This window comes from Hydrogenophaga sp., from assembly GCF_050250835.1.
Lineage (GTDB): Bacteria > Pseudomonadota > Gammaproteobacteria > Burkholderiales > Burkholderiaceae_C > Hydrogenophaga.
In genome coordinates this window covers 17,362-31,702 of record NZ_JBFWNX010000015.1, presented here as the reverse complement: position 1 = coordinate 31,702, position 14,341 = coordinate 17,362, and the positions used below count along the sequence as shown (strand labels likewise).

At 65.6% G+C, this 14,341-nt stretch carries 12 protein-coding genes; 9 read left to right on the top strand and 3 right to left on the bottom strand.

Going from position 1 to position 14,341, the window contains the following annotated elements:
• Positions 1–26 precede the first annotated feature (26 nt).
• From AB7F11_RS17075 to AB7F11_RS17050, 6 genes are all read left to right on the top strand, one after another.
• A complete protein-coding gene (locus AB7F11_RS17075) occupies positions 27–383 on the top strand; it encodes a hypothetical protein (RefSeq protein ID WP_428300794.1) in 357 nt (118 codons plus the stop codon).
• Positions 384–462: 79 nt separating this feature from the next.
• Positions 463–1,860: a hypothetical protein gene (locus AB7F11_RS17070; protein ID WP_428288891.1), complete on the top strand. Its 1,398-nt coding sequence runs from the start codon at positions 463–465 to the stop codon at positions 1,858–1,860.
• A gap of 13 nt (positions 1,861–1,873) precedes the next feature.
• The gene (locus AB7F11_RS17065; protein WP_428288935.1) at positions 1,874–3,262 is read left to right on the top strand and encodes a multicopper oxidase family protein; all 1,389 of its coding nucleotides are present in this window, start codon (positions 1,874–1,876) and stop codon (positions 3,260–3,262) included.
• A 13-nt stretch (positions 3,263–3,275) separates the two neighbouring features.
• Positions 3,276–3,791 (top strand): cupredoxin domain-containing protein, encoded by a 516-nt coding sequence (locus AB7F11_RS17060; RefSeq protein WP_428288890.1) that lies wholly within the window; start codon positions 3,276–3,278, stop codon positions 3,789–3,791.
• Between the two features lie 21 nt (positions 3,792–3,812).
• Positions 3,813–4,541 (top strand): copper-binding protein, encoded by a 729-nt coding sequence (locus tag AB7F11_RS17055; protein ID WP_428288889.1) that lies wholly within the window; start codon positions 3,813–3,815, stop codon positions 4,539–4,541.
• Between the two features lie 85 nt (positions 4,542–4,626).
• Positions 4,627–5,952: a TAXI family TRAP transporter solute-binding subunit gene (locus tag AB7F11_RS17050; protein ID WP_428288888.1), complete on the top strand. Its 1,326-nt coding sequence runs from the start codon at positions 4,627–4,629 to the stop codon at positions 5,950–5,952.
• On the opposite strand, the gene AB7F11_RS17045 is transcribed toward AB7F11_RS17050, so the two are convergent.
• The 3 genes from AB7F11_RS17045 to ettA all read right to left on the bottom strand — a co-directional run bounded on the left by AB7F11_RS17045 (position 5,949) and on the right by ettA (position 10,514).
• Complete coding sequence (locus tag AB7F11_RS17045) at positions 5,949–8,072, bottom strand: DUF1631 family protein (protein WP_428288887.1); 2,124 nt, start codon at positions 8,070–8,072, stop codon at positions 5,949–5,951. The two genes, AB7F11_RS17050 and AB7F11_RS17045, sit on opposite strands and share 4 nt — an antisense overlap.
• A gap of 117 nt (positions 8,073–8,189) precedes the next feature.
• Positions 8,190–8,735, bottom strand: coding sequence for a DUF1415 domain-containing protein (locus AB7F11_RS17040; RefSeq protein WP_428288886.1), 546 nt, complete (start codon positions 8,733–8,735; stop codon positions 8,190–8,192).
• A 117-nt stretch (positions 8,736–8,852) separates the two neighbouring features.
• Entirely contained in the window at positions 8,853–10,514 is a 1,662-nt protein-coding gene (gene ettA, locus AB7F11_RS17035) for an energy-dependent translational throttle protein EttA (protein WP_428288885.1), read from the bottom strand.
• A gap of 255 nt (positions 10,515–10,769) precedes the next feature.
• Here ettA and AB7F11_RS17030 point away from each other — a divergent pair, with 255 nt between their 5' ends.
• The 3 genes from AB7F11_RS17030 (at position 10,770) to AB7F11_RS17020 (ending at position 14,339) form a co-directional block, all read left to right on the top strand.
• Positions 10,770–12,527: a DEAD/DEAH box helicase gene (locus AB7F11_RS17030; RefSeq protein ID WP_428288884.1), complete on the top strand. Its 1,758-nt coding sequence runs from the start codon at positions 10,770–10,772 to the stop codon at positions 12,525–12,527.
• A gap of 98 nt (positions 12,528–12,625) precedes the next feature.
• A complete protein-coding gene (locus tag AB7F11_RS17025) occupies positions 12,626–13,624 on the top strand; it encodes an endonuclease/exonuclease/phosphatase family protein (RefSeq protein WP_428288934.1) in 999 nt (332 codons plus the stop codon).
• Positions 13,625–13,688: 64 nt separating this feature from the next.
• A complete protein-coding gene (locus tag AB7F11_RS17020) occupies positions 13,689–14,339 on the top strand; it encodes a hypothetical protein (RefSeq protein WP_428288883.1) in 651 nt (216 codons plus the stop codon).
• Positions 14,340–14,341: the final 2 nt, after the last annotated feature.

Below are 14,341 nucleotides of genomic sequence, written 5' to 3'. Positions count from 1 at the left end.
TGAGCCGCGAACGTATCATTGACCCCATGCGCCACCTGCTGCTTGCCCTGCTGATCGCCCTGCTGCCCTTGCGGGCATGGGTGAGCGACGCCATGGCGGTGTCGATGATTGCCGCCGCGCCAGTGCACGAAGCCATGGCGACGGGCCAGGCCGACGCAACGCCGTGCCCCGACCATCTCATGGCGGGACAAGACATGGACTCGTCTTCGGCCGATGACGGCAGTCACGAGCACAGCGCCTGTGACGTCTGCAATGGCCCGGCCATGTCCCTGTCTTCGCAGGCCGCGCTGGCCTTGACAGTCGCACATGGGCAAATCGTCGGCTCCCCTGAGCGCTTTGCCAGCCTGAGCGTGCCAGCTGGCACCAAGCCACCCATTTCCTGAAAACCACGCCACAGGTGCGTCCGGCGTTACCCGATCGGGTTGCCTGCCGGACGCGAAAACGTGTTTTCAGGAGATTTTCATGGCCTTTTTTCGGTGGCCTGCGCCGCCTTCAACTCTCATCGCAGCCGCCGCGGTCGCTTTGGGCCTGGCCCTGGCTGCCAGGCCTGCCAGCGCCCAGGCCTCCGAAGCGCTGAGCGCATCGGACCCCGGGCGCCATTCTGTCGCTGCACCGCTGCAATTCCCTGCCCTGACCAGCACCCAGCCGGTCGCACAGCCAGCCGATATGGAACAGGCGCGCACGATCTGGCTGCGCGCCAATGAGCGAGTGGCCGAATTCCCGCGCGGCCACATCGACCTGCTGCGTTGGGAAACGCGGCAGCCAGCGCCCGCTGCTGATGGAACCCGGCCCGTCCCGGCCAGCGAAGCCCCCCTGTCCCTGGCTGAGGCGCTGCGTCAATCGTTGCGGCACCGCCCCGAACTGTTTGTTCGCGCAGGCATGAACGCGACTGAAACCGCCAGGGTCAGGGTGGCGTTTGAGCTGCACGTGCGCGAGCTGCAAGGCGCGTGGACCGATGCCGTGTCGACACGCCAGCGATTGCGCCTTCAGATCGAATTGCTGGAGGCCACGCGGGCCGGCAGCGAACTCGGCCAGCGCATGGTGAACGCTGGCAACTGGAGCCAGGCGCGCCTGACCCGCGAACGTCTGGCGCAGGCCAGCACCTGGCAAGACGCCGTGGAGGCGCAAGCCGCAGCCATCGCCGCACAGGAAAGGCTTGCGCGGCTGCTTGGAGTCTGGCAGGCGGACGCCGTGGCAGCACTCGGAGAACGGTTGCCCGTCGGCCTGCCTGAGGTGCCATCCAGCCTGAGGCCAGGACCCGGCCCGGACGATGCCTCGCTGGAGGCGACGGTGCTGCGCAGCCATCCCACGCTGGCGCGAGAGCGACTGGAGGCCCAACGCCAGTTCAGCGCCCTGAACAGGGCGCGCTGGCAAGACTGGCGCCAGGCGGTGGACAACGCGTTGCGGGCCATGCCCGAACCGGACGCCGCCGGCGTGCTCGAGCCTCCCCGCATCGACGACCTCAGTCTGCTGCGGGACCATGCGCTGGAACGCGCGGTCATGGCCGAGTCCGAACTGTTGAGCCGCGTCACGGAGCGCCGTTCCATGACGCGCGCGGCCAGGGTCCAGCTGCAAGTGCGCCACGCGAGTGCACAGCACGCGCAGGACGTGGTGGTTGAACTTCAAAGCGCCCTGGCGCAGGACAGCCTGCTTCGCTACAACGGCATGCTGCAAAGCACGTGGGAGTTGCTGGCCAGCGCACGCGAACGCCTGCGTGCGCTTGACGATGCCGTTCAGGCACGTCGGGAATTCTGGCGTGCCCAGGCCGACTGGCAGGCCCTCCTCGCGGGCACCGACTACACGCGCGACGAAACCGCCGCCTCTTCCAGCAGCGCCGCCACCGCACCCGCAGGACACTGACATGACCCAATCCCTGAACCGCAGACACTTCTTCGCAGGTGCCGCCGCAACCGCCATGGCAGCCACGGGCGTGAGCCGCGTGGCGCTCGCCGCCATTCCCGAGGCCGTGCAACAGACCTCGGCCGACACCGCTGGTCCCTGGACGCCACCCGGCGTGACCGGGGCCGGGCGGCCCTACAACCCGGTGGTCACGCTCAATGGCTGGACCGCACCGTGGCGCATGAAGGACGGCGCCAAGGAATTCCACCTGGTGGCCGAGCCGGTGGTGCGCGAGGTGGCACCTGGCTTTCTGGTGAACATGTGGGGCTACAACGGCCAGAGCCCGGGGCCGACCATCGAGGTGGTGGAAGGCGACCGCGTGCGCATCTTCGTCACCAACCGTTTGCCCGAGCACACCACCATCCACTGGCACGGCCAGCGCCTGCCCAACGGCATGGACGGCGTAGGTGGCTTGAACCAGCCGCAGATTCCGCCAGGCAAGACCTTCGTGTACGAATTCGTCGCCCGTCGGCCCGGCACCTTCATGTACCACCCGCACGCCGACGAAATGGTGCAGATGGCCATGGGCATGATGGGCCTGTGGATCACGCACCCCAGGCAGAAGCACCCCTTGATCGAAGACGTTCAGCGCGACTACGCTTTCCTTCTGGCGGCATTCGACGTCGAGCCCGGCAGCATGACGCCGCAGGTCAACACCATGCTGGAGCAGAACATCTGGACCTTCAACAGCCGCGTGTTTCCGGCCATCTCGCCGCTGGTGGCGCGGCTCGGTGAGCGCGTGCGCGTGCGCGTGGGCAACCTCACCATGACCAACCACCCGGTGCACATCCATGGCATTGAATTCGAGGTGACCGGCACCGACGGAGGCCCCACACCCCGGGGTTCACGATGGCCCGAAGTGACCACCGACGTGGCCGTGGGCCAGATGCGGCAGATCGAGTTCATCGCGGACGAACCCGGCGACTGGGCCATGCACTGCCACAAGAGCCATCACACCATGGGTGCCATGGGGCATGGCGTGCCGACCATGATCGGCGTGGATCACCGAGGCCTGGTGAAACCCTTGCAGCGCGCCGCGCCCGATTACATGGTGATGGGTGAGCGCGGCATGGCCGACATGGGCGAGATGCAGATGGAGCTGCCCGCCAATACGTTCCCCATGATGACCGGCACCGGTCCCTACGGCCCGATCGAGATGGGCGGCATGTTCACCCTGCTCAAGGTGCGCGCCGGGCAAAAGGCCGGCGACTACAGCGACCCGGGCTGGTACGAGATGCCACCGGGCACACAGGCACGAGAGGTGGACAACGGCAACGCGCCCGCACCCACCCGACCCACCGCCCCCGCGCAGCCTGCCAGCGGCAGCGCGCGCAAACCTTCCGCATCTGGCCATGCACACTGACAAGGACACTTTCATGCCCTACCCGAACACCAACCGCCGCCATTTCCAGCTCACCCTGATCGCCCTGCCCTGGGCGCTCGCGGCCACCGGCGTCCGCGCCCATGGCGAGCAGCACGGCAAAGCCAGCGCAGCCGTGGTGAAAGAGCAAAAACCCTGGGGGATTGCCGGCGAACCGCGCGAGGCGAAACGCACGGTAGAGATCCGCATGACCGATGACATGAAGCTCTTGCCCAACCACCTGGAAGTGCGCGAGGGCGAGACGCTGCGCCTTCGCGCTGTGAACAAAGGCAAGCTCATGCACGAGATCGTGATCGGCACCACCGAAGAGCTGAAAGCCCATGCCGACATGATGAAGAAGCACCCGGGCATGGAGCACGATGAACCCTACATGGCGCACGTGCCACCGGGGCGCCGCGGCGACATCGTCTGGACCTTCAACCGCGCCGGCGACTTCGAGTTCGCCTGCCTGATCGCTGGCCACTTCGAGGCCGGCATGCGTGGCACCATCCGCGTCAAGCCCAAAGCCTGACGCCACTTTCAGGAGACCCTCATGCAACGACGACATCTTCTCCACGCGGCCCTGGGTCTTTCCCTGGCCAGCACAGGTGTGCGCGCTCAAGCCGCGCTGCCACCGCTTCAGGTCTGGAAGGACCCCAATTGCGGCTGCTGCAACGACTGGGTCGCGCTGCTGCGCGCCGACGGCTTTCAGGTGCAGGTGTTCGACAGCGGCAACACAGCCGTTCGCCAGCGCCTGGGCCTGCCAGCGAAGTACGGCTCATGCCACACGGCACTCGTCGGCGGTTACGTGGTCGAAGGCCATGTGGCGGCCGGCGAGATCCGCCGCCTGCTGGCCGAGAAGCCTGTCGCCATTGGCCTGGCGGTGCCCGGCATGCCGGTGGGCAGTCCTGGCATGGACGGCCCGGTGTATGGCAACCGCCGCGACACGTACGACGTGCTCCTGGTACAGCGCGACGGCAGCTCGCGCGTTTTCCAGCACCACGCCGGATCCGCCACCGGTGGCATGAAGCGCACGTCGGGCGATGCGGCTGGCGCACTGCCTTCTGCGCAGGCGGAAGTTCGCAAGGTCGACGCGCGCGCAGGCAAGATCACGCTCAGGCATGGGGAAATCCCCAACCTGGACATGCCGCCCATGACCATGGTGTTCCAGGTCAGCGATCCGGCGTTGCTGAGCCGGGTGAAACCGGGCGACAAGGTGCGCTTCACCGCCGACAAAATCAAGGGGGCCTACACCGTGATGAGCATCGCGCCCGCGCCTTGAGGATCGACACAGTCTGAAACAACCGACCTGGCCCGCGGCGCGGCGGGCCGGGCGTTTCCGCAGACCGGCGTGCTAATGTCTCGCCATGCCCAAGACCCTGCGCTACACCCTGCTGTCCTTGCGTGAAATGCTGCTTTCCGCCGGGCCCTTCGCGATCCTGACCATCGCCCTGCTGGGTGTGACCTACTGGTGGCTCGACCCCAATCCACCCAAGCGCGTGGTGCTTGCCACCGGCCCGGCACAAAGTGCTTATGAAGAATTTGGCAAGCGTTACGCCGAGTCGCTGGCGCGCTACGGTATTCAGGTCGAGCTGCTCTCCACCGAAGGTTCCTCGGACAACCTGGAGATGCTCCGGACCGGCCAGGCCGACCTGGGCTTCGTGCAGGGCGGTACCGCCGACATCGGCTATGACCAGGAAGACACGCTCACCTCGCTGGGCAGCCTGTTCGTGGAGCCGCTGTGGCTGTTCTACCGCGAAGACTCGGCGCGTCGACTGCGCAAGGATCCGGTGGTGAAGCGCCTGTCCGAGCTTGAGGGCTGGCGTGTGAACGTGGGCACCCCCGGCAGCGGCGTACCACGCCTCTTCAATACCCTGCTTGACGTCAATCGCATCGAGCCCGGCCAGCTGAAGTTGAGTCGCCTCGAACAGACGCCAGCCACGGTCGCATTCCTGGACGGCGAGCTGGACGCCGTGGTGTTTGCCTCGGCCCCGGAGTCACTCATGGTGCAGATGTTGTTGCAGACACCTGGGGTCCGACTGCTGGACTTCGCGCAGAGCGAGGCGTACTCGCGCCGCTTCGGGTACCTCACACCCGTGTCCATGCCGCAAGGCGTGGTGGATCTGGCCAAGAACATTCCCGCACGCAACGTGCGACTGGTGGCCTCCACCACCAGCCTTCTCGCCCACAGCAACACCCATCCGGCCATCCTGCAGCTCTTTGCCCAGACCGCCACGCAATTGCACGGCGGCGCAAGCTGGTTCAGCCGCGCGCGTGAATACCCGAGCCTGGAACACAGCGAGGTGCCGATTTCTGCGGAGGCGCAACGCGCCATCAGGAACGGCCCGCCCTTCCTGCAACGCTACCTGCCATTCTGGCTGGCGAATCTGATCGAGCGCGTGTGGCTGGCCATGGGCCTGATCATCGTGCTGGCCTTGCCACTCTCACGCATCGTGCCCCCGCTCTACGCCTTCCGCATCCGTTCGCGCGTGTTCCGCTGGTACGCCGAGCTCAGGGATGTGGAACAGCGCCACGAAAGTGACGGCGCCAGCACACAGGATCTGCTGGAGCAGCTCGATGCGATGGAAGGAAAAGTGGAGAAGATCGTGGTCCCGCTCTCGTACACCGACGAGCTCTACGCGCTGCGCAACAACATCCACCTGGTGCGCAAGAAGCTGCTCAGGAAGTCCTAAAGGCCATCGGCCTTGGCGGAGTTCAGCCAGGCCTGACGGGCGACTTCGTCCAGTGCCTCGTCCACCACGCCGTGGTCGGCCACCACGCGCAGGCGGTTCTGTTCCTGCAGACGCTCCAGGCCGCGCTTGGTCATGGAGAGCGAGCGACCGTTGGCGCCCGTGAACAGGAAAAGCGTGCCGTGCGGACTGGCCCAGGTGATCTGCCAGCGGACCGCATGGCCGTCCTGCGAAATGTCGACCCAGGTGCCCACCGGCAGGTTGGCCGCATGCTGCCCGGCCATCTCGGCCTTGAGATCGGCCCAGTCGCGCTGCATGGGACGGGTTTCGAGAAAGGCCGGTTGGGTGGACGTCAGGGGCGAGTCGAGGAACACATCGTCCATCAGGCAGGAATCGCGCGCCTCCGTGCGTTGCATCCAGGGTTCGTCGTCCATCTCCGGCTGGATGCTGACGGGCTCGTCCACCACGGGTGGCTCGTTGCGCTGTGTCTTGTACGCCGCCTCATGCAGTCCCATGAGTGCCTGAAAGAAAGCCTCGGTCTGCTCACGGGGGTACTCGATGGAATCCAGCCCTTCACGCAGCGTGCGCAGCACCGTGGGAATGACTTTGACCAGGCGAGGCCGATTCAGGCTGGCCAGGGCCAACTGGCTCGACCACAGCAGGTCGGGCAGCACTTCGCTGTAGCGGAAAGCGGGCGAGTCCGCCGGCTTGATCGAAGGTGTCTCCGACACTTCCAGCCGCGCCTGCGCGATCACCTGTGACCACGCACTGGTGAGGAAGCGGCGGACCACGCCCGGTGACTTCTCGAAATCGTTGCGATGGCGGATCTCGGCCGCCACCCGTTCGGCCAGCAGGTTGCGCTGCTCCACCCGCACCAGGGTCTGCACCGCCAGGCCACGCGCCTGCACCTGCGCAGGCGCTACCGCTTCTGCCTGGGAACGGTTCAGGTCTTCCAGCAATTGCTCCAGACGTACGGAGATGTCCGGCCCTGGCATCTTCAGGGCCTTGAGGATGTTGCGCACCTGGTTCGAGAAGGGGCCGTAGCCACGGTCCTGCTCGCTGGTGAATGCCAGGCTGCGCTCGGTGATGGCGTCGAGCATGCGCCGCGCGGGATTCTGGCGATCGGCAAAGAAGCGTGGCTCGCTGCGCGCGAGTTGCAGCAGGGCGGGCTTCATCTCCTGAAGCATTTCGCGAACCGGAGGCAACAGGCGTTCATCGGCTGCAATGCGCTTGAGCATGAGGGAGACCACTTCGCTCGCCAGCGTGCGCACCATGGCATTGCCCGAGCCCGAGGCGCCCTGGTCGCTCGGTGCATCGCCGCTCTGGTCCAGGTTGCCCACCAGCAACTGATGCAGATGGTCCAGCGTGAGCAACGCGTCGCTGCTCAACACCTCTTGCCCAGGCTCTTCATCGCCGCGACCCAGCGCCTTGCTGGCACCCGAAGCCAGACTGGCATTTGGAACCGGGCGGCTCTCGGGCGCCTGGATGACGGCGTAGGCAGCAGGCTCGATGCCCGCCTGGCCGAGCATCATGCCCAGCTGAAGGTACATGTCGCGCAGCTCGCTGCCCAGCGACAGCGCACCCGCCTGCAGCCAGCGCGCACGCACGGCGGGCTCCACGTGAAGACCTTTGAAGGTCTTCATCAGGGCGGCAACGATCACCTCGGCGCGCAGCGGGTTGGCATCGGCGTTGACGAGCTCGTATCCCTGTGCCGTGGACAGCAGCGCCGTGAGCGCAAGCTGCTCCTCGTCCACCGACATCTGCACGACCTGCTGCACTCGGGCCAGCTCCACTGTCTCCTGAACCTGATCGTCGCCCATGAGTTCGAGCTCATCAAAGCTGACCGACCGAGGTCCGCGCGAACTGCTGCCCGAACGCGGAATCGCCTGTTCAACCGCTTCGGCCATCGCTGTCAGGAAGCCCGCCACAATGCGGTCACGGTGGGATTCCAGTGCGTTGCGCGCTCGCATCAGCCCCTGCTTCTCACCCATCTGGCCCGTCGAGGATTCGCGGTCCTTGAGCACGGTCTGCAACTGCGTGAGCCAACGCGGCATCCACTCGCGGGTCTGGGCGAGGGCTTCTTTCAGGCAATCGTCAAAGGCCTGGGTATCGCGGGCGTCCATGCAGACGGTGTCTTTCTATCAGGGGGCGGAACGGCAGACAGGGCATAGCTTGCCATTGATTGTGCCCAACAGGTTACCTCGGCAAACCCGGAAAAGGAACCTGTAAACCCTGACAGTTCAGGCTTTAGACCACAGCGCCTGCCAGCCGGCAAAGCCCAGCTGACGCAAGGTGGCGAGGTTGCGCTCGACGATGGCATCGGCATCGCCACCCTCTGTGGCCACGGCGCGCTCCACGCTTTCTTCCCGCAACAGGTGCAAGGTGGGGTAAGGCGAGCGGTTGGTGCAGTTGGTCACGTCGCCCGGTTCGGTACCACCAAACTGGAACTGCGGGTGGAACGGCGCCACCTGGATGACGCCCTCGAGCTCGTGCTCGGCCACCACATCGTCGACCACGTTGAGAAAGTCGTTGAACACCTCGAAATCGGGAAACAACGTGGGATGCACCAGCAGCGTGGTGTCGATCTGCTCGGCGGGTGTGTTCACCAGCAGGTCGAGCTCGCGGTCGAGGTCGTCAAGGAACGCATCCAGGTGCCGCGCCGTGCTCACCACGATGCGCACCTGGTTCTTCACGTACACCGCGCGCGCAAACGGACACAGGTTCAGGCCAATGACGGCCTTCTCGATCCAAAGGCGTGTGTCAGCGAGGACTTGATCGTCGGTCATGGCAGAGGCGGCAGATGTGATGGACTGTCGTTCCAGAATGCCGCAGGTTCGGGTTTCCCGGCCTGCAGGCATTGCCCCCTGGGGGGTGACGCGCCGCAGGCGCGGCGCGGGGAGCGTTCACTTCAAGGCTTTGAAGCGCATGCGCCTGGGCTTGGCACCTTCTTCGCCCAGGCGCTTCTTCTTGTCGGCCTCGTATTCCTGGTAGTTGCCGTTGAAGAACACCCACTGGCTGTCCCCCTCGGCCGCCAGGATGTGGGTCGCGATGCGATCGAGGAACCAGCGGTCGTGGCTGATGACCAGCGCGCAGCCGGCGAATTCGAGCAGCGCGTCTTCCAGCGCGCGCAAGGTTTCCACGTCCAGGTCGTTCGAGGGTTCGTCCAGCAGCAGCACGTTGCCGCCCTCGGCCAGGGTCTTGGCCAGGTGCAGTCGCCCGCGTTCACCGCCCGAAAGGCTGCCCACGCGCTTCTGCTGGTCGCCGCCGGAGAAATTGAAGCGGCCGCAATACGCGCGGCTGGGCATCTGGAACTTGCCCACCGTGATCATGTCCAGCCCGCCCGAAATGTCTTCCCACACGGTCTTGTCGCCGTCCAGGCCTTCGCGGCTCTGGTCGACGAAGGCCATCTTCACGGTCTGGCCGATCTTCACTTCGCCGCTGTCGGGTTGCTCTTTGCCGCTGATGAGCTTGAACAGCGTGGACTTGCCCGCACCGTTGGGGCCGATGATGCCCACGATGGCGCCGGCCGGAATCTGAAAGCTCAGGTTGTCGATCAGAAGGCGGTCGCCAAAGGACTTGCTGACGTTCTTGAACTCGAACACCTCATTGCCCAGGCGCTCAGCCACAGGAATGAAGATTTCGTTGGTCTCGTTGCGCTTCTGGTAATCCACATCGCTGAGTTCCTCAAAGCGGGCCAGGCGGGCCTTGCTCTTGGCCTGGCGGCCCTTGGGGTTCTGGCGCACCCACTCCAGTTCCTTCTTCATGGCCTTGGTGCGGGCATCTTCGGTGCGCTGCTCCTGCTCCAGGCGGGCTTCCTTCTGCTCCAGCCAGGTCGAATAATTGCCCTTGTAGGGAATGCCGTGGCCCCGGTCGAGTTCGAGAATCCACTCGGCGGCGTTGTCCAGGAAGTAGCGGTCGTGCGTGATGGCGACCACGGTACCGGGAAAACGCGCCAGGAACTGCTCCAGCCAGTCCACCGATTCGGCGTCCAGGTGGTTGGTGGGCTCGTCAAGCAGCAGCATGTCGGGCTTGGACAGCAGCAGGCAGCACAACGCCACGCGGCGCTTCTCGCCACCGGAGAGCACGCCCACCTTGGCATCCCAAGGGGGCAGGCGCAACGCGTCGGCTGCGATCTCCAGCTGGTGTTCGCCGTCGGTGCCCGACGTGGCGATGATGGCTTCGAGCTGCGCCTGTTCGGCTGCGAGGGCGTCAAAATCGGCGTCTTCCTCGGCGTAGGCGGCGTACACCTCATCCAGGCGTTTCTGCGCAGCGCGCACGCCACTCATGCTGGCCTCGATCGCCTCGCGCACGTTTTGCTCCGGATCGAGCTGAGGTTCCTGGGGCAGGTAACCGATGCGGATGCCCGGCATGGGAATCGCTTCGCCTTCGATCTCCTTGTCGATACCGGCCATGATTTTCAGCAGCGTGGACTTGCCCGAGCCGTTGGTGCCGAGCACGCCAATCTTGGCGCCAGGGAAGAACGAGAGCGAGATGTCCTTGAGAATCTGCCGTTTGGGCGGCACGATCTTGCCGACCCGGTTCATGGAAAAGACGTATTGAGCCATGTGGTGTTTTGCCTGAGAAAGCTGCGCGCAAATGGGGCGCCAAACCCATGATTATCCGCGCATGCGACAATACGGGCTGTCGGGCACTTCAGTTGGTCCGGCACCAGCGCTTGGCTGGGGTGTGCGCAAACCGCTTGCGGCCACCAACTTCCTGAATCCATCTGCCCCAGACTGACCGGGCGCCGCTGCCACCCAGGCAACGGCAATCGGAGTGGCCGATGCCCCCAGCGCCCTGGACGGGCGCCTCATCACAACATGACCTTTGACGATCTGAACCTGGCCCCGGCCATCGTGCAAGCTGTGCGCGAACATGGTTACGAAACACCCACCCCCATCCAGGTAGAGGCCATTCCGGCCGTCCTGGCCGGACGCGACCTCCTCGGGGGCGCCCAGACCGGCACCGGCAAGACCGCCGCCTTCACGCTGCCCATGCTGCAGCGCCTTTCCAGCACCGAGCGCGCCAAGAGCCGCTTTGGCGGCGTCGGCGTGCGTGCCCTCGTGCTTACGCCCACACGCGAACTGGCCGCCCAGGTTGAGGAGTCGGTGCGCGTCTATGGCAAACACCTCTCGCTGAGCTCCACCGTGGTCTTCGGCGGCGTCGGCATGAACCCGCAGATCAATGCCATGAAACGTGGTGTCGACATTCTGGTGGCCACGCCGGGCCGCCTGCTCGATCTGCAACAGCAAGGTTTCCTGGACCTGTCCACCGTGCAGATGCTCGTGCTCGACGAGGCCGACCGCATGCTCGACATGGGCTTCATCCACGACGTGAAGAAGATCCTGGCGCTGGTGCCGCGCGACAAGCAGAGCCTGCTGTTCTCGGCCACCTTCAGCGATGAAATTCGCGACCTCGCCAGCGCCCTTCTCAAGGACCCGCTGCACATCCAGGTCACGCCGCGCAACACCACGGTGCAGCGCATCACGCAGGTGATCCACCCGGTGGGCCGTGGCAAGAAGAAGGCCCTGCTGGTCCACATCATCAACCAGCACAACTGGAGCCAGGTGCTGGTATTCACGCGCACCAAGTTCGGTGCCAACAACGTGGCCGAGTACCTCACCAAGAACGGCATCCACGCCATGGCGCTGCACGGCAACAAGAGCCAGGGCGCCCGCACCCAGGCGCTCGCCGGCTTCAAGAGCGGCGAGATCCGCGCGCTGGTGGCCACCGACATCGCGGCACGCGGCATCGACATCGACGAGCTGCCGCACGTGGTGAACTACGAAATCCCCAACGTCTGTGAAGACTACGTGCACCGCATCGGTCGCACGGGTCGCGCCGGCAACAGCGGTGAAGCGGTGAACCTCGTGAGCCTGGACGAAGAAGGCTTCATGATGGACATCGAGCGCTTCACCAAGCAGCAGATTCCGGTGCAGATTTTCCCCGAATTCATGCCCGAACCGGGCGAGAAGGCCGAGCCCATCGCCATGGGCCGACAGACCATCTGGGGCGGCGCCGGCAAGCCACCGAGCCGCGAGGTGATGGCCGCCGCCGCCAAGGCCGCACGCACCGAGATGCTGCAGCGCGTGCGCGAAAAGAAGGCGGGCGAGCCAGGCCAGGGACGTGGCAACGGCGGTGGCCAGCGGCAACGCCAGGCCGGTGATGGCGCCCAGGCCGATGGCCCGCGCGGTGAGGGCCGTCGTGGCAATGGCAACGGCGGTGGTCAGCAACGCCATGGCGGCAACCGAAATGGCGCGCAGGGGCAGCGCCCCCCGCGTCAGCACGCTGACCGTGCGGACCGCCCGCCACGCGAAGACCGCGGGCCACGTGAGGACCGCGAATCCGGTGCCGAGCGCCAGCCGGGCCCCAACGCCCACCTGGGCAGCCTGCGCATCAAGGAGCCGCGTCCCCGCGCCGCGAATCCGGGCGGCCAGCCCGATCCGCTGCGCACCAGCATCGACGCCATGCGCACCGGCAACCGGGGTGGCAAGGGCAAGGGCGGCGGTGGTGGTCAACGCGGCAACGCAGGCGGTCCGGCCGATCCCCTGCGCACCAACTACGGACGCATCCGCTGAACTACAGTGAGGTCATGCAACCTGACCTCACGCTCCCCTCCTCCAGCGCCCCGCTGGCCCTTGACGGCCACGGGGCGTTGCCACGTTGGGCCACGCTCATGGTGGCCACCTGCAACGTGCTCAACCTGGCGCAACCCGGTCGGCACTTCTACGAGGGCCAGGACCCCTACACCCAGAATGAGTTCGATCGCAAGGTCGACTGGCTGGGCAACCGCTTCAAGGCACTCAACGCGGATGTGATCGCGGTGCAGGAGGTGTGGGATGAACTGGCCCTTCGCGCGGCGGTGGCGCGCAGTGGCTTGCAGTATGGCGTTGTTTCGGTGCCAGGCGCGGAGAACGGACCCGGACAGCACGGCGCGCAAGGCACGCCACGCGTGGGCATCGTCACGCGCCTGAAAGTGGAATCCCTTCAGTCGATGGTTGACTTCTCCCCGGCCGCCGTGGTGCAGGTACCGGGTCTCGGACTGCACGCGCGCTTCGAACGCCCGCCGCTGATCGCGCAGCTGCGCCTCAAGCACGGGCAGCCGCTGTGCGTGATCACGGCGCACCTCAAGAGCAAGCGACCGAAATTTCTGGAAGATGCAAAAGGCAGGATCAACGAAGACACCGCCGATCCTTCCGTGCAGGCGCTGGCGTCTCTGCGCTCGCTCATCATGCGCGCCGGTGAAGCGCTGGCGCTGCGGCTGAAGGTGGTCGAGCTGCTGCACCAGACGCGCACGCCGCTGGTGCTCATGGGCGATCTCAACGACAGCCCGCACAGTGTGACCACGCAGCTCATTGCCGCCACTTCGCAGGTGGCCTACGACAAGGGAGCGAACGACCACGCGCTCTTCAGCGCCTGGGATGTGCAGGGCGAGGCGGCGTTGCGCCGCGACGTGGCCTACTCCCACATCCACCAGGGCTACCCCGAGGTGCTGGACCAGGTGCTGGTGAGTGAGGAGTTTCTGGCCACGAGCCGCCGCACCCTGGGCGACGTGCGGCGTGTGGAGGTGTTCAATGACCATCTTTTCGAAGGGCGCGACCGCAGCCGCAGCGACCACGGCTTCGTTCGAGCGCTGCTCAGGGTGCGACTGCCTGAGCGCGAGACCGGGGGGTAAACACCCGGGCTCATGCGGACGGCCCTTCCTACAATCCGCCCATCGAATCCAAACAAGGAACGCCATGGACTTCCGCCATGTTCTGGTCACCACCTGGGCGTTTTGCGCAGTTCTCGGAACAGGGGCGTGCCTTGCACAGGCCAGCTTGCCGATTGAACGCCCGGAGCTCAAGGTCGGCGACACCTGGATCACCCGGGCGCTCGACGGCTGGAACAACAGGGAAACCGGGCAGTTCACACTGACGGTCTCAGGCTTCGAGAACGGCCGGACGCTGGTGCGGACCCACGCCCTACCCGCCGATCAGACCTACACCCGGATGTTCACGCCCGACTGGCACATCTGTCGCAGCATGCGCAACAGTACCGAGGCCGTGTGCGGGGGACCCCTTCTCTTCCCATTGACCGACAGCTATCGGCACAGCTACAGAAGACTGCCCAACAACAGTGGCGTGTCGTATTACGACGGTGACTGTGAGGGCCGTGGCTTTGAAAAGGTGCGCGTCCCGGCAGGCGAATTCGACGCCTTCAAGGTGGAATGCACCGGCACCTGGACGCGCGTGTTCGGCGGCTCGTCCACCGGTCGGTATGACGAGACCTTCTGGTACGCGCCCTCCGTGCGCAACCATGTGAAGCAGGTGTTCAACAGCCGACTGACCAGCGGATCGCCCGACATCAGGCTGATCGTCGAGTTGATCGAATTCAAGCCCGCGCCTTGAAG

Bases quoted from the DNA above. Each gene is read 5' to 3' on its own strand.
- AB7F11_RS17075 (WP_428300794.1), top strand. From the start codon at position 27: ATGCGCCACCTGCTGCTTGCCCTGCTGATCGCCCTGCTGCCCTTGCGG.
- AB7F11_RS17070 (WP_428288891.1), top strand. From the start codon at position 463: ATGGCCTTTTTTCGGTGGCCTGCGCCGCCTTCAACTCTCATCGCAGCC.
- AB7F11_RS17060 (WP_428288890.1), top strand. From the start codon at position 3,276: ATGCCCTACCCGAACACCAACCGCCGCCATTTCCAGCTCACCCTGATC.
- AB7F11_RS17055 (WP_428288889.1), top strand. From the start codon at position 3,813: ATGCAACGACGACATCTTCTCCACGCGGCCCTGGGTCTTTCCCTGGCC.
- AB7F11_RS17050 (WP_428288888.1), top strand. From the start codon at position 4,627: ATGCCCAAGACCCTGCGCTACACCCTGCTGTCCTTGCGTGAAATGCTG.
- AB7F11_RS17045 (WP_428288887.1), bottom strand. From the start codon at position 8,072: ATGGACGCCCGCGATACCCAGGCCTTTGACGATTGCCTGAAAGAAGCC.
- AB7F11_RS17040 (WP_428288886.1), bottom strand. From the start codon at position 8,735: ATGACCGACGATCAAGTCCTCGCTGACACACGCCTTTGGATCGAGAAG.
- ettA (WP_428288885.1), bottom strand. From the start codon at position 10,514: ATGGCTCAATACGTCTTTTCCATGAACCGGGTCGGCAAGATCGTGCCG.
- AB7F11_RS17030 (WP_428288884.1), top strand. From the start codon at position 10,770: ATGACCTTTGACGATCTGAACCTGGCCCCGGCCATCGTGCAAGCTGTG.
- AB7F11_RS17025 (WP_428288934.1), top strand. From the start codon at position 12,626: ATGGTGGCCACCTGCAACGTGCTCAACCTGGCGCAACCCGGTCGGCAC.
- AB7F11_RS17020 (WP_428288883.1), top strand. From the start codon at position 13,689: ATGGACTTCCGCCATGTTCTGGTCACCACCTGGGCGTTTTGCGCAGTT.